This is a genomic window from Nonomuraea sp. NPDC049158 (assembly GCF_040648335.1).
Taxonomy (GTDB): Bacteria; Actinomycetota; Actinomycetes; order Streptosporangiales; family Streptosporangiaceae; genus Nonomuraea.
This window is the reverse complement of sequence record NZ_JBEZDM010000009.1, coordinates 38,064-56,861: the sequence shown is the minus strand read 5'-3', so window position 1 is coordinate 56,861 and position 18,798 is coordinate 38,064. Positions and strand designations below refer to the sequence as shown.

The window sequence follows — 18,798 nt, the reverse complement described above, 5'->3', positions numbered from 1 at the left end:
TCTTCACCCCGCGTACGCACCGGGGGTGTGCTCTGCGGAGGTTGGGTACCCGCCTGGGCCGGCGCGGGCCCTGCCGGTCAGGGTTCGGGTTCCTAAGACGGGCAGGGTGATGGTCAGTGAGGTTCGGACATCCGCGATTTCACCTGTGAGCGTGCATTGGAGGAGGTGGGCGCCGTTTTTCGCGGCTACGGTCTTCGCTCTGTCGCAGGCTGCTCGGGGGTCGAGGAGCGCTAGCCTCGCCGCCGCGAGTGCGCTCAGGTCGGCTGCGTCGTGTACGTGATGGCGAGCGACGCGTACGGAGCCCACAGTTGCTAGGGCTGTGGCGACCGCCATGAGCAGGCCCATGAGCGCGACACCCCACAGCGTCGCGGAGCCCCGGTCTGCTCGCTTGTCGAACGTTGGCGCTCGATGCTTCTTCGCCGAGGTGTGCCAGCGCGTCATGATTCCGTGTCGGCCGTCGCGGAGGCGACCACTTGTACTGCGGGCAGGGACGCTCCCCATGCTGCTCGTACCTCCACCGAGATCTCTACTTTTGTGCTCTCCGGGCTGCGGCTGATGTCTACCTGTGCGTTGGGGCGGGTGGCGGATCGTACGAGTTCGCGTACTTCGTCTAGTGGCTCGCCTCTGGCTGCGGCCCGGGCTGCCGCGCGGGCCGCGTCGACGCACTCCAACTGGACCCCGACTGCTTGGATCGCCCACAATGCGGCGGCCAAGACGACCATGAGCGCGGGCAGGACCATAGCGGTCTCGGCGGTCACGGAGCCGCGCGACGTCGGCTGCCGCTTCACCCGCGATGTCGGCCGCTTACGACGCGCTACAGATCGCTTCATGCGCGAGACCTGTGACGTCGGCCGCTTCGCGCGCTTGGAGGTCTCAGCTTGGGGCGGGGTCATCCGGCTGTCTTGAGCGCCTTGTCGATGAGCTTCGAGAGCATCTCTTGCACCTCGGGGCTGTTGACCACCTTGAACAGCAGAGCCGCGAAGGCGCACGCGGCGATCGTTATCTTGTGTGACTCTTGGTAGTCAGGCATGTTCGGCAAGTAAGGTTGGCGTGTACTTGCCGAACAGATATCTAGGGGTCTTCAGGCATGTCAGGCATGTCAGGTGCGCTGCCTCGGTACTTCCGGCCTGAGCGGGCGGTGGCCGCCGATGAGTCGGTGTCGTGGGTGGTGGTCGATGAGGACTTCGGGTTGCATGTCGAGGCGTGCGCGTATCTGGCGGGGCTGCGTGCGGCGGATCGGGCGTTCAACACCGAGAAGACCTACGCGGGCCGGATCGCCTTGTACTTGTCGTACTGCGTGGGGCATGGCGTGGACTGGTCGAGCCCGAGTCTGGCGCAGCTGATGGCGATGATGCGGTGGCTGGTGGACGAGCCGATGCCGGCGCGGTCGCGCAGGCCTGGGGCGACGGTGCGCTACCGCAGCGAGGGCACCGCGAACGCGATCATGGGGACGGTCGGCGAGTTCTTGTCGTGGTGCTGCCTGCAGGGATGGGTGCCGCCGACGCTGGTCAACGCGTTGTCCCGGCCGAAGTATCTGCGCTATCTGCCGACGGGGTTCGACGCGGGCGAGGACGGCCAGCACCGGACGGTGATGGCCCGCACGATCAAGTTCCGCGTCGCGGTCCCGGGCTATGAGTGGCTGGCGGATGAGGAGATCGGCGTGCTGCTCGGCCTGGCCCGGCACGCCCGCGACGCCTTCCTGATCCAGCTGCTTGCGGAGACCGGCATGAGGATAGGGGAAGCGCTGGGGCTCCGCAGGCAGGACATGCACCTGCTGCCGGACTCCCGGGTGCTGAACTGTCGGCATGAGGGGCCGCACGTCCACGTCCGGCGGCGGGTGAACGCCAACGGCGCGTTCGCCAAGGCGCGGCAGTCGCGGGCGATCCCGGTGGAGCGCGACACGATCGAGGCGTATTCGCACTACCAGTACGAGCGGGACGAGGTCGGCGAGGCCGCCGGGGCCGACATGGGGTCCGACATGGTGTTCGTCAATCTGTTCCACCCTCCGCTGGGCGAGCCGATGAAGTACGCCAACGCCTACGAGCTGTTCTGCCGCCTGGCTAGGCGGGCCGGGTTCCGGGCCCGGCCGCACATGATGCGACACAGTGCCATCACAAAAATGCGGCGGGCCGGGGTCGACCGCAGGGTGGTCCAGGAGATCGCCGGGCATGTCTCGGCGTCGTCGCAGGATGTGTATTCCCACGTCACCGACTCCGACAAGCGCCAGGCCGTCGAGATGGTGGCCGCCGCGAGAAGGCAGGCGCGGTCGTGATAGACAACGTGATCGCTCTTCACGAGCGGGGCGGCGGCACCGACGGGGGCGGGGCGGGCTCGGAGACGTTGGCGCCGACGGAGGCCGCGGCCTGGGCCGAGTGGTTGTCGTCGAACACGCCGCCTGCCTGGCGGCCCGGGGAGTGGGATGCGGCGACGCGGTTGTTCACCGGCGATGTCGGCAACCGGTCCACGGTGGCTTACCGGTGCACGGTGGCGGTCTGCGACCGGATCTCGCGCACCCAGGTCTTGTGTGATCTGTGTGAGAAGGCGTTCGCCAAGTCGGAGCTGACGGTCGAGGAGTTCCGGGCCTGTTTCGTCCCGAACCGCAACCGGGTGATCGACGGGGTGGCCGAGCCGTGCATCGTCGGAGGCTGTCCGCGGGACGGGGAGGTGTGGGGGCTCTGCGCTGCGCATGGGTCGCTGCGGTATGAGGACATGCAGCGCAAGCGGTCCGGCGCCGATGACCTGGAGGTCTGGGCCGCCGCCGCGACCCCCTACGATCCGCTTGCGAAGTGTCTGGTCGGCGGCTGCCCGCGCGATGGCCGGTCGAGTTCGGGCATCTGCGACCTGCACACCCGGCGGCTGAGGGCGGCCGGCCTGGAGGTCGCGAATGCGGCCTGGCTGGACCGGCAGGCCCCTTACCTGATCGTCAACCAGTTCTCCCTGGCTCCGCTGGAGCCGCTGGCCCGCTTGGAGGTGCTGTTCGCGCTGGCCACGCGGGACTCCCGGGGGCAGCGGCTGGACCCCACCGCGGTCCGTCAGTCGGTCGCGGTGCTGGCCAAGCACCAGGTCGCCTCAATCGCGGCGTTCTCGCTGGGGGCGCTGCCGCGGAGGGCCACGGCCAACGTCGATGCGCTGCTGCGCGAGACGTTCCGGGTGGTGGGGACGGCGTTCGACCGGTTCCGCGGCGTGGACCCGGCGAGTCGGCCGACGCTGGACCTGGCCGACCTCGGAGCCCGGGGCAAGAGCGGCAAGCCCACCGCCAGGCCCGGCGACCTGGTCATCTCGATGATCCGGCAGACCTGGGCGCGGGAGATCCTGGTGGCCTGGATCGAGGAGACCAAGCCGAAGACCGGCGAGGTCCGCCGGGCGCACAAGGCGATGCAGACCGCGGCCCGGGCGCTGGACGCCCGCCCCGGCGGCGGGCTGGACATCGCGGCGCTGGGGTTCGCCGACATGAACGCGGTCGTCGCAGGCTTTGAGCACCTGGTCAAGGCCGACGGCCAGGACATGGGCTTCAAGCACAAGTCCAACCTGCTGACGATGTGGTTCAAGGTGCTGGACTGGGGCCGGCTCACCGAACGCCTGGAGGGCATGTCGGCCACCTTCGTCCGGCACTCCAGCCACGTCATCAAGCAGCCCGAGCCGAACGAGGACGAGATCGGCAAGGCCATCCCCGATTCGGTGATCGCCCAGTTGAACGACCACCTCGCATTGCTGGGCGACGGCGTCCGCCACGGGCGGCTGTCGAAGGAGCAGGTCCACGCCATGTCGGTGGCGATCTATGAGCTGCTGCGCGACACCGGCCGCCGCCCTTACGAGATCGCGCAGTTGGAGACCGATTGCCTGGAGAAGGACGGGGAGCATTGGCAGTTGCGCTGGGACAACGGCAAGGGCCTGCGCAACGGGCGCCGGCTGCCGATCCCGGCCGAGACGGTGAGCACCGTCCACACCTGGCAGGCCGTCCGCGCCACGATCGAGTTGCCGAGCGGGTCGCAGGAGTTCCTGTTCCCGCCCGCCGGCGAGTTCGGGCAGGTGCGGCACCTGGAATCCGACCACATCTCGCCGATCATCCGGGCCTTCGCCGATGCGGTGCCACAACTGCTGGCCGAGGAGTTCGGCCCGGACGGGCGGCGGCTGCCGTTCGACCGCTCGCTGATCTTCCCCTACGCATTCCGGCACTCCTACTGTCAGCGGCACGCTGATGCGGGAGTGCCGATCGACGTGCTGCGGGAGCTTATGGATCACCGATCCATGCAGACCACGGCCGGGTACTTCAACGTCTCCCTCAAGCGGAAGCGGGAGGCGGTCGAGGTGGTCAGCCGCCACAGCTTCGACCGCACCGGGCAGGCCCGGCCGGGCTGCTCCGGCGTCGCCTATGAGGCGCGGTCGGTGGCGGTGCCTTTTGGCCTTTGCGAGGAGCCGGCCAACGTCAGGGCCGGGGGGAAGGCCTGCGTGCTCCGCTATCAGTGCGCCGCCTGCAAGTTCTTCACCCCCGACCCCTCGCACCTGCCGGCCATGGACGAGCAGATCGCGGCGATGCGGGCCGACCGGGAGACGGCGATCGCCTGGGAGGTCGACGAGTTCGTGATCCGCAACTTCGACGACAACATCAAGGCGATGGAGAAGATCGCCGGCATCGCCCGGGCCAAGCTGGAGGACCTGCCCGCCGATGAGCGGGCCGCGCTGGTGGAGGCCACCGAGGTGCTGCGCATCGTCCGGGCCAAACACGCGCGCGCTGCCACCGAGAGCGGGGTCACCGATCTGGGCATGCCCCGCTTTCCGGGCCGGCCCGGGAATGAGCGCGGGCAGGAGAGCGCGTGAGCGGGCCCCAGCCGACCACTGGGCCGACCAGTGGGCCGACCACTGGGCACACCTCGCAACGCACCACGGAGCGCACCTCTGGGTTCAGCTCGGGCGAGGTGCTGCGGGCCTCGCGGCACAAGGACAGCCGGGTCAAACGCGGCAGGGTGATGGCCGCGCTGGAGAAGCTGAAAGCCGGCGGGGAGCCGATCACGTTCCGCGGCGTCGCCCGGGCGGCCGGGGTGTCGCCCTGGCTGGTCTATGCCGAGGGCGTCCGCGAGCACGTCGAGACGGCGATGGCGGGGCAGGCCAAGGCGGCGCGGCGCGCCGCGGCGGCCGGGGGCAGCGCCTCGGCGGCGTCTCTGGCCTGCGATCTGGAGCTGGCCCGCGCGCAGCTCAAGGAGCTGCGCGCGGAGCGGGACACGCTCAAGGCCGCCGTCCAGCGGGGGCTGGGGGCGGCGCTGGAGACGGCCGGCACCCGGGAGCTGACGGCGCGGATCAACGAGTTGCTGGCTCACGGCGAACGCCTGGCCGGCGAGCGGGACGCCGCGGTGGCCGAGAACGGGGAGCTGAAGGCCAGGCTGGCCGAGTCCGAGAACAACCTGACCGCCGCCCGGACGGCGCTCAAGAAGATGATCAAGGAGGTCAGCCGCAGCCGGTGAAGCACCGGACGGCATGCCCGCCCGGCAAGGATTCGGCAGATGCGTACGCGCTTGATTACACTGCGTGCTCGTCTGTCAGTCCGGCTTCGGCGAGGGGTTCGCATGAGTTTCACCGAGAACGACGTTCACGAATGCCGCCGCCTGATGGTCGGCTGCCGGGTCAGCCAACTGGCGATCGGCGACATCCTGGCGGCCGAGTGGGCGCAGAGCGCTGACTCCCTGGGGGAGTTCTGCGAGCGGGTCGGTCTGTCGGTGACCACCGCCAAGGAGTGGCGGGCGACGGCGGCGGCGGTCACACCGGCGCTGCGGGAACGGCTGAACACCTGCGGGGTGTTCGTCTCCTACAGCGTCTTGCGGGAGGGAGCACGCCCGCGGGGCGGCCAGGTCCTGGATCCCGGCTACGTCAAGCTGCTGCACCTGATCGACGACGCGAAAGCGGCAAGGATGGACCGGGTCAACCGCGCCACCTACCAGACCGTCCTGGGCACGGCGCCCCCGCTGGCCGCGGTCATGAACCCCTCAGCGCGGGAGACCGACGAGGGCGTCATCGACTACGTCACCGAGGTGCGCAACAGCCCCAACCGGGACGAGCTCCTCAGGGTGCTGGTCGCCGATGACCAGGTGACCCGCGCCGAGATGACCGCTGTCTTCGACAAGCAGCGGGCCCAGCAGGCCGAACAGCGGGCCGGACGCGGCGGCGAGACGCCGCCGGCGCGGCCGGTGGGCACCGGTGCCGCGCTGGTCGCGGAACTCCGTGCCCTGGCCGAGCAGTCCGCTCGGGTCGTCAAGCGCTTCCCCGGTTTGGTGCGGCTGGATGTCACGCAGCGGGCCGACGCCGCCGTCGCGCTGGACGACCTGGACGTCTTCATGACCTGGGCGCGTCAGGCCGCCTCGATCCGCCCGGTCGCCGTCCCGGCGCAGCGACGCGCCCCGCGCAAGACCGTGACCACGTGAGGGGCGAGACGATGGGCGACGTGACGGGCAGTGTTGCGGGCGGGGACCTGCCCGAGCAGGCCATCGGCGACGACGGCGAGGAGGCCCTCGGCGCCGACATCGCCCAGTTCGCCACCTTGGAGCGCAAAGGCCCGTGGCTGATGGCCTATCTGGTCGCCCGGCGGGTCGAACCCGGCGAGGGCGACGGCGTTGGATTCGAACAGCAGTCCACAAAGTGTTTCGACCGAAACACTTTCCGCCGCATCAGTGCCCGGGAGTTCGCCCGCCGGGCCGGCACCAGCGCCAAGCGAGTCATGGCCCTTTGGGAGGCATGGAACCGGCTGGCCGCCGACGGCGTCGTTCCCCCCTCCACCGACCTGCAGCCGGGCATGGACATCGAACTTCCCGACACCGAGCAGTATCCGTTCTTTGGCCAGAACGGCTACTACCGCAGCTTGGATGCCAGGCGCATCTCGGCCGAGCGGCGCGAGGCGATCGAGCGGGAGGCGGAGAAATCCGGCACCCGCCCGTCGGCCATCACCTACGTCATCGGCCATCCGACGGCGGTCAAGACCGCTCTGCTGGCCGATGAGGGCACCCGATCGGCGGCGCGGGAAGCCCTGCAGGAGTTCGACGCCCGCCAGGCCGCCGCTGATGCGGCCGACCGCGCCGCGGCCGCCGACGTCACCAGCCGGCGGCAACGCGAGTACGACGAGGCCCTGCGCCGCGAGCGGGAGGCGATCGCCGCCCAGGCCCGGGCGGCCGGCGACGGAACCGAGGCTGATGCGTCCATGGACGTCTTCCACGCCATGGCCGAGATCCGCATGGCCGCCTCGCGGGCGCTGTCGCTGCTGCACAAGCAGCAGATCAGGTTCACCACCGATCGCGCCCAGGCCATCGCCGAGCTCTGCGACGGCGCCGAGGCGACCATCACCGCCGTCCGGGACCTGGCCACCGGCTCCGCCCTGGACGACGCCGCGCTGGCAAAGTTCCTGGACGACAGCGGCGGGCTGCTATGAGCCAGCGGCGTGACGCGATGGGCTGGACGCAGGCCGAGAACGACGTCGCCGACGTGATGATCTGGCTGCGCTGCAACCACGGGCGCGAAGTCAGTTACGCCGACATCGCCGCCGGCGTCGACATCCCCGACGGTCACCGGCTGCGACGGGCCGTCCGCGTCGTCCGCGTGATCGCGGCCAACCGGGGCGACCGCCTGGAAAGGTTCATGCCCGCCACCGACCCCGACCGCGCCCGACGAGACCCTGCCCGGCGCCGGATCTTCGTCACCCGCTACATGCGCGACGGTCACGGCGATGAGTTCAGCGCCCGCGACGCCATGGCCGCCGCCCGAGCGGCGATGACCTCGGTCAAGGACATGCACCGCGCCACGACGTTCGAGGCCGCCAACCCCCGCTCGATCGCCCGCGGGGAGTTCGCCACCATGGCCCAAGCCGCCGACGAGTGCATCACCAAGGTCGCCGGCATCGACAAACTCGGCCCGCAAGCGGTCCGGCGCGAGAACACCAGCCTGCTCACCCAGATGATCACCGACCTCGAAGCCCGGCTCACCGAACCGGCCTCAGGTTGACCGGGACCGTCATCGGGCCATGGCAGCCGGTCCCGGACGCACTACAACCCCCACGACCCGGCCAGGAGGTCCGTCATGACCCCGCTCGAACGCACCCTCGCCAAAGCCCTCACAGAGATCGTCATCTGGCTTGATCTCAGCGATGACAACGTCATCAGGCCCGAGGCCACGATCAAGGTGCTGGAACCGGTGGTCGCCCTCCTGCAGGACCTCCCCGCACAGGACCGGCAGGCCCTCGCCGACCTGATCAACCAGTTCGCGCACCAGGAAACCGACCCCGACCGGCAGCTGACAGCCTGGGAAGCACCCGAAACCCTGGGTCTCCTGGCCTGAGGGCATCACCGAACCCTTCAGGCTCCTCCCGCAGGTCACGGGTCACGGTCTTTCCCATCAGTGCTGTCATTTGACCCAGCGTCGGAACCCGCCCTCGGAGTTGATCACCTGTCCGGTGATCCATGCCGCTTCGTCCGAGGCGAGCCAGCGGACCAGGCGAGCGACCTCCTCCGGCCGACCCCACCGGCCTGCGGGCAGCGCGTTGCCTACCTGCCGGGTCAGTTCGGGGCTGGCCCACCCGGTATCAACCGGACCGGGATTGACGGTGTTGACGGTGATGCCGCGATCGACGAGCGCCTCGGAGAGGCTGGCGGTCATCTGGTGGATCGCGCCCTTGCTGATCGCATACGGCAGCTCGGCCGGCATGGGGGCCAGGTGCTGGCCGGACGTGAACAAGATCACCCGGCCGCCGGGGCGGCGATCGTCATGTTGAGCAGCGAACGCCTGGGTCAGCAGCACGCTGCCGCGAGCGTTCACTGCCCAGGCCAGATCGAGCTCGGTCGCGGTCACCTGCTCCAGTGACTGTTTCGAGCTGCGGGCATGGTTGGCGACCAGCGCGTCAACGTGCCCGAACCGCTCGACAGCCTGCTCGATCACCCACGCTGGTTTCAGCGGATCGGCGAAGTCGGCCTGGACATGCGCCAGCCGGTCGTCCAGGCCGCCCAGGGCCTCCAGCACGCCAGCCATCCCCGCCGGGTCGCTGCCCCATACCTGATCAGCGTCATGAGGTGTCCATGACTGCACCAGCACTTTCGCCCCGGCGTCCAGCAGCTCCCGCGTCACAGCGAACCCGATCCCCGCCTGCCGACTCACGCCGGTCACCACCGCGACACGACCGGCCAGAGGACCTCGCTGCGCACCTGCGCTCTCTTCGACGGTCATCTGGAGATCATCGCTGGTCCGGGTGAACACCACCACCCCCTTTGCCGTCAGCCAACTCGGACCTCGGTGCGGCAGCGCGGGCCAACCCACTTGCCTCACATGCCTGACAAGCCTTCATGCCGCTGACCAGCTACTTCGCTTGAGAACCCCAGATAAGGCGGGTGCCTACGGCGTATTCGGCTGTGGACATGCCGCGCTCGCGGTGTGGTCCCGACCAACGGGCCCACCTGTCGGCGAGCCAGCCGTGGTGGCGGACGGCTGGGCCGGCCGCTTTGGCGATCGGCGGGGCTTGCGGCGATGTGGTGGTCGGCGGGTTTTGTGGCGGTGTGGCGGTCGACGGGTCATGGGGCGGGGTGGCGGCGGCGTTCGGGGTGGTTGCCGCATGGTGCATGGTGCCTCCAGGTGATCGGAGCCGGGTGTCGTCCGGCGTGGGTCCAACAGTGGCTCAAGGCTTCATGCGGCGGATGACCCGAACGCCGTTCTGTGGATAACGTTGGACTAACCCATAAGCCAGGGTCTGACCTGGACGTTTACCGGCACGCTGCCCCGTCTTGCGGCAGTTGACCTCTTCTCGTGCTCTCGACGTCGATGCAGCGGGGCGTAGGTGCTCAGCGACCACCGCCGCGCGCGTCCATGCCTGCCTGCATGAGCGCGCGGACGTTCGCGCACCCGACCGGCCGTGCGATGGCGCCAGTAAGCGTCGAGGTCACCGCTGACGATCGATCCGGTGACGCGCAGACGCGGCGCCGAGGAGCTGGCCGGTCCGTCCGTGAAGATCATTCTGTTGTTAACACCATGCTCAGATGGCCATCGAGGAGCTAACCGGTTGCTCAGCTGACGAAGCGCACTAGCCGGTTTCCCCTACATGCGCGATCTTCAGCTCAGCCGTGCATCCGCTTGCCCAAGGCGGTCTCGTAAGCCCGCATCGTCCGCACGATCGTGGCGCGTTCGGCTGGCGTGAGGTCGGACAAGACCTCGGTCCACGCCAGGGCGCTGCCCGACAGCCACTCGCGGATCGGCTCGACGTACTGCGGTGCGATCGCGACGACCCGCCGTCGCCGGTCGGCGTCATCCTCTTCCCGCGTCAGGACGCCGCGGCGCGACAGGTCACCCACCATGAGGCTGACGGTCGTCGGAGCGACCTCCAGCCGCTCCGCCAACTGGCTCACCGCGAGAGAACCGTCGTACTGCAAGTAGGCCAGCAGTGACAGGTGGCGGGGCGCGAGGTCGAGCATCCGCAGCGCCTCTGGGACGGGCAGTCGCTTGGCTCGGCCGACCATCCTGGGCATCAGCAGCAGCATGGACCGCACCGCCTGGTCGGTGGTCATGCCGTCCGCGTTGTTGACCATCGGGTACTTCACCAATTACCTTTGATGTTAAAGCTAATTTGGGAACAAACAGGAGGCCCATAGTGCCACATCTGACGGTCCGAGTCCTGGAGCCGCAGCTGCAGGGCAACGAATCAGCCCTCATCGCCGCGCTGACCGACGCGGTGGTCGACGTATACGGCGAGTGGGCGCGCGACGTCGCGGTCATCCACCTCGACGGCGTACCCGCCGGACGGTGGGGCGTGCGGGGCAAGCCGGTCGACGAGGCGCCACCCGCGATCATGTTCGGCATCCGCGAGGCGGCGTTCACCCGTCCCGACAGCGGCGAGCTCATTGCCAAGCTTGTACGAACCGTCACCGATGCCGTCGCCGACGTCCTAGGAGCGCACTTGCGCGACACCATCACGGTCGAGTTCGTCGCCACCCCGGCCGGCCGCACTGCGGTCGGAGGTGTGCTCGTCAACAGCTAGCCGTATGTGCGTGATCTTCGGCGGAGGACTCGGGTCGATGTCGATGAGGTCCAGGAGGCGGGGTTGAAGGCCGGTGGCTGCGCGATGGTCAGTGGTGACTGGCCGGTCGGGCTGGCCTTCCGCTTCGGCAGGGCTCCCGAAAGCTACCTCGCCCGCCCCCACCTACGCGGAGCCATCTTGTGGATCCGAACCCTGCAACCCGTATGAAGATCAGGAGGTCGTGGACATTCCTGCAATGGCCCTTGGCCACGCTGTCGTCAGCCGTGTTATGGCGACGCTATGAGGTGGTACGTTGCGCGCCCGCCGGGGTGGCTTGCCCTCCGAACATTGTCGCGGCTTGCTGGCCTTTCACCTGGTTCTCCGTGACATAGGGCCGCAGTTCCGCCTCGTACGCGGCGAAGGCGGTCGTGAAGTCGCCGTCCGCCTCAACCAGGCTGCGAGCGAGCGTCCATGCTCCGATCAGCGCCTGCGAGGTGCCCATGCCACTGGTGGGCGCGGCGCAGTAGCCCGCGTCGCCGACCAGCGTGACCCGGCCGTGGGACCAGCGGTCCAGGTGGACCTGGCAGGAGGAGCCGAAGTAGAAGTCGTCGGCTTCGTTCATCGCTTCCAGCAGCCGGGGCGCTTCCCAGTCGTGCCCGGCGAAGGCGGCCCGCACGGCCTGTTCCTGCTCCTGGCGGTCGCGGCGGTCCAGCGCGGGCGAGGCAGTGGCGAAGGAAAGGCTGACCGTGAGAGGGGCCGCCGCGTCGAGGCTGAACAGGTAGATCGCCGCGTTCGGGGTTGACTGGAGCAGTCCGCCGCGGTCGAGGCCGAGGTAGTTGGGGGTGCTGAAGCCGACTCCGGAAAGGCCGAGGTGCCGCAGCGCGTCGGCGTGCGGGCCGAAGGTCAGCAGCCGAACCTTGGAGTAGACGCCGTCGGCACCGATCACGAGGTCGAAGTCGCGGGTGGCGCCGCGCTCGAACTCGACCGTGACGCCGGACTCGTGTTGAGCCAGCGCGCTGATGGAGTCGTCGAACACGTACGCGACGTTGTCCGCGGTGATGCGGTGCAGGATCCGGGTCAGTTCCTGCTTGGGCACCTCCAGCTCGCCGGCGAATGCCTCCGCGGGCAGCTGCCTGATCTCGGCGCCGTTTTCGTCCACCAGCGTGGTGCCGCGCATCTTCGTGTCGTGCGCCCGGACTTCGGCGAGGATGCCCATCTCCTCCAGTACGCCGAGCGCCTGGCCGCGGAAGTCCACCGCGTAGCCGCTGTCGCGCAGGTGCGGGGCGCGCTCGATCACGGTCACGTCGTACCCGTCGCGGTGCAGGAAGTAGGCGAGGGCGGGCCCGGCCACGCTGGCACCCGAGATCAGAACCGTCGGCTTGGTCATGGAGATGACCGTAATCGCAACTTGCCCATTTGGTCAAACCAAATGGATAGACCGTTTGGTTAAGTTCTTCGGTATGCTGCGCCGCATGGGAAACCGAGAGGATCTGCTGGCCGGTGCCAAGCGGTGCCTGATCGAACGCGGCTGGGCTCGCACGACCGTCCGGGACATCGCCTCGGCCGCTGGAGTGAGTCACGCCGCCATCGGCTACCACTTCGGCTCCAAAGACGCTCTGCTCACCCAAGCCCTGGTGGAAGCGGTCGACGAACTCGGCGACGAACTCGCCCGTCGCACCCCGTCCGACAAGCCGGAACAGCGCTGGCAGACGCTGATCGACAGCTTCACCACTCATCGGGCGTTGTGGGTGGCCCAACTCGAGGCAGCGGTACAAGCCGAGCGATCACCAGAGGTACGTGAACACCTCGCCAAAGGACAACGCCAGGGGCGAGAGGGGCTCGGCGGTTCCGTGCCGCTCGCCTTGCTGACCGGTCTGATGCTGCAGTGGCTGGTGGATCCGGACCACGCGCCCACCGGAGCAGATGTGATCACCGAGCTCCGATCACTGCGTGACCTGTGACGTCGGCCGGTGAAGCGCAGGGGATCTCAACCCTCCGAAGATCTGAACTCCATACAGCTCTCTAGGCCGTCGGGCTGGTCAGGGCGTTGATGAGGGTGGCGGCGAACCCGTCGGGCTGGGACCAGTAGCCGGTGTGGTCGCCCGGGAAATCGGTCACGGGTTTCCCCCAGCGGCCGCGATGGCGTCGAACAGGTCGGCGTCGCCGTTGCTTCCAGGGATGAGCAGGAGGGCGGGGCCTTGCCCGCGCACCTGGTAGTGGAGACGGGCACCGGGCACGTCCAAGGTGTGGGCCTGCTTTGCGGGCATGGCAGTGATCCTTTCCGCAGCCAGTTGCCTGCCGTAAGGCAAGCTAGTTTACTAACCGGCCGTCAAGTAAGTAATCGCATCGCTGATCGAGATGCTTGACGGGGAATCCGAGGTGATGGCTGGACCCGGCGGACCTTCTCCCGTTGACGCCTGGCTCGAGTGCCTCGCTCGTGTTCACGACAATTGCCCGTGCAACGTTCGGTGACGGGTCACCACGTATTAGGGGACGGTGATGGCGGTGGCGAGGCCGGCGACGATGGGGATGATGCCGAGGAGGACGAAGGCCGGAAGGAAGCAGAGGCCGAGGGGTGCTACCGCCTTCACGCCGACGCTCCTGGCTGCGGCCACAGACGTGGCGCGGGTGGATTGGCGGGCGTCGTTGGCCAGGCGTGTCAGGACATCAGCCACTGGGGCGCCGGTCTGAGCCGCTCTGCTCATCGCTCGCGACAGTTGTGCGGTGGCGGGTTCCTGGGCGAGGAAGGCCCACGTGGGGTCGGGGTCGGCGCCCAGCCGGAGTTGGCGGCTGACCCACGACAGGCGTTGGCCGAGCGGGCCGGCCAGCGCGCTTGCCGCCATCTCGGTGGCTGCGCTGACCGGCTGACCGGCGAGGAGGCAAGCTGCCATCAGGTCAGCGGCGAACGGCAGGTCGATGGTGATCTGATGGCTGTCTCGGCGAGTTTCCGGGTCGTCTTGTCTGTGCAGGACCACGCCGACGATGGGGGCGACGAGTAGGGCGGCCATCAGTCCGGCTCCTCCGCCGACGAGCAGGACGGTGATGAGGGCAGCCCCGAGGGCTCCGACCAGCGTGCGGCGGTTGATGCGGCGGGGTGAGGTCGCGGCCTGATCGAGCCAGGTCGGTGGGGCGAATGTGTCGGCGTCCGGGTCTGTGGAGCCTGGGTTCGGGAGCTGGTGCGTTCCGGGCGGGTGTAGGGGTCTGCCTGCTTCTGGCCGGGGTTGGGTGGCGGCTCCTGGTGATAGCAGGCGGGTCAGGCGTTCGGCTGGGGTTGTCGGGGAGATCCACAACCAGGTTGCCATGCAGGCACAGACTGCGGAGAGCAGCTCGTACATCGTCTGGAGTCCGTTCCGGTCGTTGGTTGCACTTACGCGATCACCCGAAGGAGCCGGGCGGCTTCCTCGGGTGATCGTCCGAGGGAGCGACGCGATCGTCGGAAGGAGCCGAGCGATCACCCGAGGGAGCGGCGCGATCGTCCGAAGGAGCGGGTGATCGTCCGAAAGAGATCCGAGCGGGCGGTGGTGAAGCGGGTGTCGCTATGAGTTTTCGGCGCGGGTTGCCATCTGGTGGGTCCACCACAGGCCGCAGGCGTCGAGGGCGATTCCGGCCGTGAGGCAGGCGAGGCCGGGGAGGTTGCCGAAGAGGAAGGCGAGCGGACGCATGCCCAGTGCGCTTCCCATGAGGAGGCCGAGGGCAGGGAGTGCGGCCAGCATTCTCGCGGTGGTGCGCGGGCCTGCCAGTTGTGCCGTGACGTCACGGCGGTGGGCCTGGCCTGAACGTAACGTGCTGCCAACGCGTTCGACGAGGGCTGCCAGGCCCGCGCCCACGGTCACGCTGACGTTCCAGCAGGCGGCCAGGCGGCGTAATCCCTCGCCGCCCTGTAGTGGAGCCACGGACAGGAGGGCTGTGGAGACGTCGCCGCCGTCTCTCGCCGCCGCCACCACCGGGCGCAGGGCTTCCGGGTCGGGGAAGTCGACTGTGGCGATCGCCCTGGTGAGGGCTTCGCCTGGGGTACGGCCTGCGGTCAGCTCGGCTGAAAGGGCTTGGCAGAGTTCGATGGATGCCTGACGCCAGGCGTCGGCGCGACGGGCTGGAGTGGGGCGGGTGATCAGGTGCTTTATGGATCGCTGCTGGAATGGCTCGCGGATAGAGGTCAGCCTGTCGAGGCGGGCTGTGGCGGTGTTCGGGCTGGTCCATAGCCATACGGCGATTGCTGTGGACAATGCGGCCACCAAGGCTGCGATCACGGGTCTGGGCCTCCGTTCGCTCGTCGCGGGTCTACTCGGGTGAAGCTCACCGGTGGAGGGACAGGTGAGTGGAGTGGATGGGTGGATGGTGAGCGGGGTTCGGGCTAGCAGGGCTGCTGGGTGCGGGTGGGAGGTTTGGGCTGAGTGGTTGAGCTGGGGGCTGGGCTGGAGGGCTGGGCTGAGCGGTTGAGCTGAGGGGCTGGGCTGAGCGGGTGGGTGCGGGTGAGCGGGGTGCGGGTGAGCGGGGCTGGCCGGGGGCTAGGCGGGGTTAAGGGCTATCGGGGTTGATCGCGGTGTCTGCTGCAACCGTGGGTGGGGGCAGAGGGGATGGGTGCATGTACGGCGTTCGACAGGGTTCGTTGGCGAAGGCGGTCGTCCGTGGCGTGCTCGACGCGGCATCGAGTGGGGTCACGGAGGGGTTCTCCGCGCCAGGGTGGCGTATCCCGGGCCGGCTTGTGGCTGGCCGTGCGGGTCGAAGGTCAGGGCGGGCAAGGATTCGACGAAGCCGGTCGAAGTTCTCGACAGGAGGCAGATCTCCGCTACGCGGCGGCGGCCGTCGGAGCGGTTGCGGGTCAGGTGGATGACCACGTCGAGGGCGGCGGCGAGTTGGCTGTGCACTGCTTCCCTGGTCAAGCCTGCCGCACAGCCCAGTGCCTCCAGCCTGGGTGGTACGTCGGCGGCCGTGTTGGCGTGCAGGGTGCCGCAGCCGCCCTCGTGGCCGGTGTTCAGGGCGGCCAGTAGGTCCACCACTTCTGCGCCTCGGACCTCTCCGACCACGACTCGGTCGGGACGCATGCGCAGGGCCTGGCGTACCAGGTCTCGTAGGCCGACGCCGCCGGCGCCTTCGAGGTTCGGCGGACGGGACTCCAGGCGTACGACGTGAGGGTGGAGCGGGCGGAGCTCGGCCGAGTCTTCTACGAGCAGCAGGCGTTCGCCCGGGTCGGCCAGGGACAGCAGGGCGGACAGAAGTGTTGTCTTGCCTGTGCCGGTGCCGCCTGTGACCAGGAACGCCAGCCTGGACGTCACGATGGCCGTCAGCAGCGGCACCGCCGACTGCGGGATCGTGCCCGCCGCCACCAGGTCGGGCAGCGTGAATGTACGTCTCGGCGGCAGGCGTAGCGACACGCAGGTGCCGCCTGAGGCGATCGGTGGGAGCACGGCGTGCAGGCGTACGCCTCCGGCCAGCCTGGCGTCCACGTACGGCGAGGCGTCGTCCAGGCGTCTGCCTGCGGCGGCGGCCAGGCGTTGGGCCAGCCTGCGGACGGCGCCGTCGTCGGCGAACGTCACCGGAGTTCTGCGCAAACCGTGGCCGTCGTCGACCCAGACCTCGCGCGAGCCGTTGACCAGGACGTCGGTGACGTCAGGTTCTGCCAGGAGAGGTTCCAGGGGGCCGGCTCCTATGAGGTCCGCGCAGAGGGATCGGGCTACGGCGAGGATCTCCGCGTCGCCGTATACGGCTTTTTCGGCTCGTAGGGCTACTGCCACCTGGGCGGCGCTTGGCTCGACGCCGGTTCGTGCCAGCCGTACGCGGACGGCCTCGATCAGCTCGGGTGACACGCCTGCGTTCACGTGCCCACCTCTGTCCGCCCCGGCAGCCCCAGCGCGAGCACGGAGATTATTGATGCGGGCACAGGCACGAACGCGGATAGGGATCCGAGTCCGGTCCCGGGTACGGATGCGGACGCCCACGCCCACGCCCACGTCGGCGTCGGCGTCGGCGTCGGCGTCGGCGTCGGCGTCGGCGTCGGCGTCGGCGTGGGCACGGATGCGGACACCCCCGCGCTCCTCGACAGGAACGGCTGAGGGCCGTGGACGACCGACACCCCCGCGCTCCTCGACAGGGACGGCTGAGGGCCGTGCGCCGCGGACGCGTCCGGGCGCAGGGAATGCTGAAGGTTCGGTTGGCTGGTCACGATGGGAGCAAGTCGCGTAGGAGGGAGGTGCAGAGGGCGCCGAGGACGGTGCGGGGGCCGAGTTTGGGGAGTTCGCCGCGGTTGAGGGTGGTGGGGAGGCGGGGTTGGTCGGGTAGGTGGCCGGCGGAGGGGATGCCGAGGGAGCTTGCCACCACGGCGTCGTCCAGGATGCCGGAACGGATCACCGCGCGGATGTCCGCGGTGTGCCGGTTTACCTCTGTGAGGACCTGAGCGGCCGCCAGTACGCCGCGTACGTCGGCCGTGGCCACGAGCAGCGTGCCGCTTGCCCTGGTCAGCGCTTCGATGGCGGCGGGGTCGAGGTGGCGTGGGAGGTCGACGACCACCACGTCGAAGCCGCGGCGTCCGGCTTCCAGCACCGAGCGCATGGCCTGGGCGGGGATCGCCCGTACCTCTCCGCGGTGGAAGGACAGGACCGTCAGGTCGCCGAACGCGGGCAGCGCGGCCCGCAGGGCTGCCGAGCCGACCCGGCCTTCGCGGGCCACCAGGTCTCCCCAGCGCGCGCCGGTGGCCTCCTCCTGCCCCAGCAACGCGTCGATGCCGCCGCCCAGCGGGTCGGCGTCGATCAGCAGTGTGCGCAGGCGGTCGCCGGAGGCACGCAGGGCCAGGCAGGCCGCCAAAACGCTCGCTCCCACTCCGCCCCGGCCGCCGATGACGCAGAGCGCGACGCCGGAGCGGGGATCGGGCTCCATGGCATCGGCGAACTCCTCCACCAGGCGCCGCTCACCTCCCGGCAGATCGACGACGGCCTGGGCGCCCACGGCCACACATCGGCGCCAGCTGTCGGGGTCTTCAGGGTCGCGGGTGACCAGGAGCACGCCGTCCCGGGCGGGTGGTGAGGTGGCGGCCACCGCGTCGGCCAGGTCGCCGCCTATCACCACCAGCGGCGCGAGGTTCCAGTACGGGCGCGCGTGGGCTGGGGCGTGGGCCACGTCGAGCTGGGCTCCGGCTGCGGCGGCCATGCGGACGAGGTCGTCGAGCAGGTCGCGGTCCTCAGTGATGACCAGTGGGCGGTGCATGAGGGGCCTCCTGATCTGGGGGTCGGGAGGTACACCATGCGTCGCGGGGGTGGGGCGGCGGGCCACCGAACGGGGTTCTGTGGATGGCGAGCTCACCCGCGCGTACGTGGCCATCAGCGGGCCGTCGGTGAAGGGTTGGAGGTGGGGAGTCCCTGTGGATAACGCAAGCCCCTGTGGGACGACGGGCTTGGGGGCGGGGATCCCTGTGGATAACAGGAGCCCCTGTGAGGCGACTGCGGCTGGAGGCGGGGCTCCCGAAGGCGCGCGGAGGGACTCAGCCGGAAACGGGCCCGGGCAGAAATGGGGCGACCCCCGCCGGGGGGGAGAGCGGGGGTCGCCTGATCGGTCCGGCTCCGGGGGGGTAGAGCCGGTCCCGTTTCAGAAGAAAGCTTTCATCACTTGACCGGAGCATGGCAAGAGACTGGCAAACCAAACCCGTGCACAGTCGCCCCAGTTTCCGGCGATACCCCCGTATGCTGCCCGATCGACTCGAGTTTCGTCGAGGAGCAATCTCGCATTTTCGCCAAGTTTTTTTCGTGCCCCCATAACGATCACATAAAGCAGATCACTCTGCGTGATCGTCACAGGTTGATAATCGTAACAAAACCCACGACCCCCCGAAATCTTCA

20 protein-coding genes are annotated in these 18,798 nt (G+C 69.1%); 9 read left to right on the top strand and 11 right to left on the bottom strand.

The annotated features are described in order from the left end of the window. Nucleotides 1-3: 3 nt before the first annotated feature. Genes AB0B61_RS20850 through AB0B61_RS20840 form a run of 3 tightly spaced genes read right to left on the bottom strand, consistent with a single transcriptional unit; the run spans nt 4 to nt 1,030 of the window. The gene (locus tag AB0B61_RS20850; protein ID WP_358434066.1) at nt 4-441 is read right to left on the bottom strand and encodes an Rv3654c family TadE-like protein; all 438 of its coding nucleotides are present in this window, start codon (nt 439-441) and stop codon (nt 4-6) included. After that, nucleotides 438-830 carry a TadE family type IV pilus minor pilin gene (locus tag AB0B61_RS20845; protein WP_358434064.1) on the bottom strand — a complete coding sequence of 131 codons (393 nt, stop codon included), beginning with the start codon at nt 828-830 and terminating at the stop codon, nt 438-440. The genes AB0B61_RS20850 and AB0B61_RS20845 overlap by 4 nt, the downstream gene beginning before the upstream one ends. Before the next feature lie 59 nt (nt 831-889). Further along, nucleotides 890-1,030: a DUF4244 domain-containing protein gene (locus AB0B61_RS20840; RefSeq protein ID WP_358434061.1), complete on the bottom strand. Its 141-nt coding sequence runs from the start codon at nt 1,028-1,030 to the stop codon at nt 890-892. A 66-nt stretch (nt 1,031-1,096) separates the two neighbouring features. Between AB0B61_RS20840 and AB0B61_RS20835 the strand changes: the two genes are divergently transcribed. From AB0B61_RS20835 to AB0B61_RS20805, 7 genes are all read left to right on the top strand, one after another. Next, complete coding sequence (locus AB0B61_RS20835) at nt 1,097-2,272, top strand: tyrosine-type recombinase/integrase (protein WP_358434058.1); 1,176 nt, start codon at nt 1,097-1,099, stop codon at nt 2,270-2,272. An 8-nt stretch (nt 2,273-2,280) separates the two neighbouring features. Then, on the top strand, nt 2,281-4,818 hold the full coding sequence (locus AB0B61_RS20830; protein ID WP_358434055.1) for a tyrosine-type recombinase/integrase: 2,538 nt from the start codon (nt 2,281-2,283) through the stop codon (nt 4,816-4,818). After that, entirely contained in the window at nt 4,815-5,459 is a 645-nt protein-coding gene (locus tag AB0B61_RS20825; protein ID WP_358434052.1) for a DUF6262 family protein, read from the top strand. The genes AB0B61_RS20830 and AB0B61_RS20825 overlap by 4 nt, the downstream gene beginning before the upstream one ends. Before the next feature lie 102 nt (nt 5,460-5,561). Next, nucleotides 5,562-6,413, top strand: a complete 852-nt coding sequence (locus tag AB0B61_RS20820; RefSeq protein ID WP_358434049.1) for a hypothetical protein — start codon at nt 5,562-5,564, stop codon at nt 6,411-6,413. A 20-nt stretch (nt 6,414-6,433) separates the two neighbouring features. Continuing rightward, nucleotides 6,434-7,411, top strand: coding sequence for a hypothetical protein (locus tag AB0B61_RS20815; RefSeq protein WP_358434047.1), 978 nt, complete (start codon nt 6,434-6,436; stop codon nt 7,409-7,411). Further along, nucleotides 7,408-7,980 carry a hypothetical protein gene (locus AB0B61_RS20810; protein ID WP_358434044.1) on the top strand — a complete coding sequence of 191 codons (573 nt, stop codon included), beginning with the start codon at nt 7,408-7,410 and terminating at the stop codon, nt 7,978-7,980. Before AB0B61_RS20815 ends, AB0B61_RS20810 begins: the two co-directional genes overlap by 4 nt. A gap of 75 nt (nt 7,981-8,055) precedes the next feature. Next, on the top strand, nt 8,056-8,313 hold the full coding sequence (locus AB0B61_RS20805) for a hypothetical protein (protein WP_358434041.1): 258 nt from the start codon (nt 8,056-8,058) through the stop codon (nt 8,311-8,313). Nucleotides 8,314-8,379: 66 nt separating this feature from the next. Here AB0B61_RS20805 and AB0B61_RS20800 read toward each other — a convergent pair whose 3' ends face one another. Together AB0B61_RS20800 and AB0B61_RS20795 are read right to left on the bottom strand one after the other, a co-directional pair. After that, entirely contained in the window at nt 8,380-9,195 is an 816-nt protein-coding gene (locus AB0B61_RS20800; protein WP_358434038.1) for an SDR family oxidoreductase, read from the bottom strand. A gap of 881 nt (nt 9,196-10,076) precedes the next feature. After that, nucleotides 10,077-10,556 (bottom strand): MarR family transcriptional regulator, encoded by a 480-nt coding sequence (locus tag AB0B61_RS20795; protein ID WP_358434035.1) that lies wholly within the window; start codon nt 10,554-10,556, stop codon nt 10,077-10,079. A gap of 50 nt (nt 10,557-10,606) precedes the next feature. Here AB0B61_RS20795 and AB0B61_RS20790 point away from each other — a divergent pair, with 50 nt between their 5' ends. Next, on the top strand, nt 10,607-10,993 hold the full coding sequence (locus tag AB0B61_RS20790; protein WP_358434032.1) for a tautomerase family protein: 387 nt from the start codon (nt 10,607-10,609) through the stop codon (nt 10,991-10,993). A gap of 277 nt (nt 10,994-11,270) precedes the next feature. On the opposite strand, the gene AB0B61_RS20785 is transcribed toward AB0B61_RS20790, so the two are convergent. Then, nucleotides 11,271-12,359: an FAD-dependent monooxygenase gene (locus tag AB0B61_RS20785; protein ID WP_358434029.1), complete on the bottom strand. Its 1,089-nt coding sequence runs from the start codon at nt 12,357-12,359 to the stop codon at nt 11,271-11,273. Here AB0B61_RS20785 and AB0B61_RS20780 point away from each other — a divergent pair. Continuing rightward, nucleotides 12,358-12,933, top strand: coding sequence for a TetR family transcriptional regulator (locus AB0B61_RS20780; protein ID WP_358434026.1), 576 nt, complete (start codon nt 12,358-12,360; stop codon nt 12,931-12,933). The genes AB0B61_RS20785 and AB0B61_RS20780 overlap by 2 nt on opposite strands. Nucleotides 12,934-13,086: 153 nt before the next feature. Here AB0B61_RS20780 and AB0B61_RS20775 read toward each other — a convergent pair whose 3' ends face one another. The 5 genes from AB0B61_RS20775 to ssd all read right to left on the bottom strand — a co-directional run bounded on the left by AB0B61_RS20775 (nt 13,087) and on the right by ssd (nt 18,169). Beyond that, the gene (locus AB0B61_RS20775; protein ID WP_358434024.1) at nt 13,087-13,239 is read right to left on the bottom strand and encodes a hypothetical protein; all 153 of its coding nucleotides are present in this window, start codon (nt 13,237-13,239) and stop codon (nt 13,087-13,089) included. 219 nt (nt 13,240-13,458) lie between these two features. Further along, nucleotides 13,459-13,980: a type II secretion system F family protein gene (locus tag AB0B61_RS20770; protein WP_358434021.1), complete on the bottom strand. Its 522-nt coding sequence runs from the start codon at nt 13,978-13,980 to the stop codon at nt 13,459-13,461. Nucleotides 13,981-14,508: 528 nt separating this feature from the next. Then, a complete protein-coding gene (locus tag AB0B61_RS20765) occupies nt 14,509-15,219 on the bottom strand; it encodes a type II secretion system F family protein (RefSeq protein WP_358434019.1) in 711 nt (236 codons plus the stop codon). A gap of 408 nt (nt 15,220-15,627) precedes the next feature. Further along, complete coding sequence (locus AB0B61_RS20760) at nt 15,628-16,788, bottom strand: TadA family conjugal transfer-associated ATPase (RefSeq protein WP_358434017.1); 1,161 nt, start codon at nt 16,786-16,788, stop codon at nt 15,628-15,630. Nucleotides 16,789-17,128: 340 nt separating this feature from the next. Further along, nucleotides 17,129-18,169, bottom strand: coding sequence for a septum site-determining protein Ssd (gene ssd, locus AB0B61_RS20755; RefSeq protein WP_358434014.1), 1,041 nt, complete (start codon nt 18,167-18,169; stop codon nt 17,129-17,131). Between the last annotated feature and the right edge of the window lie 629 nt (nt 18,170-18,798).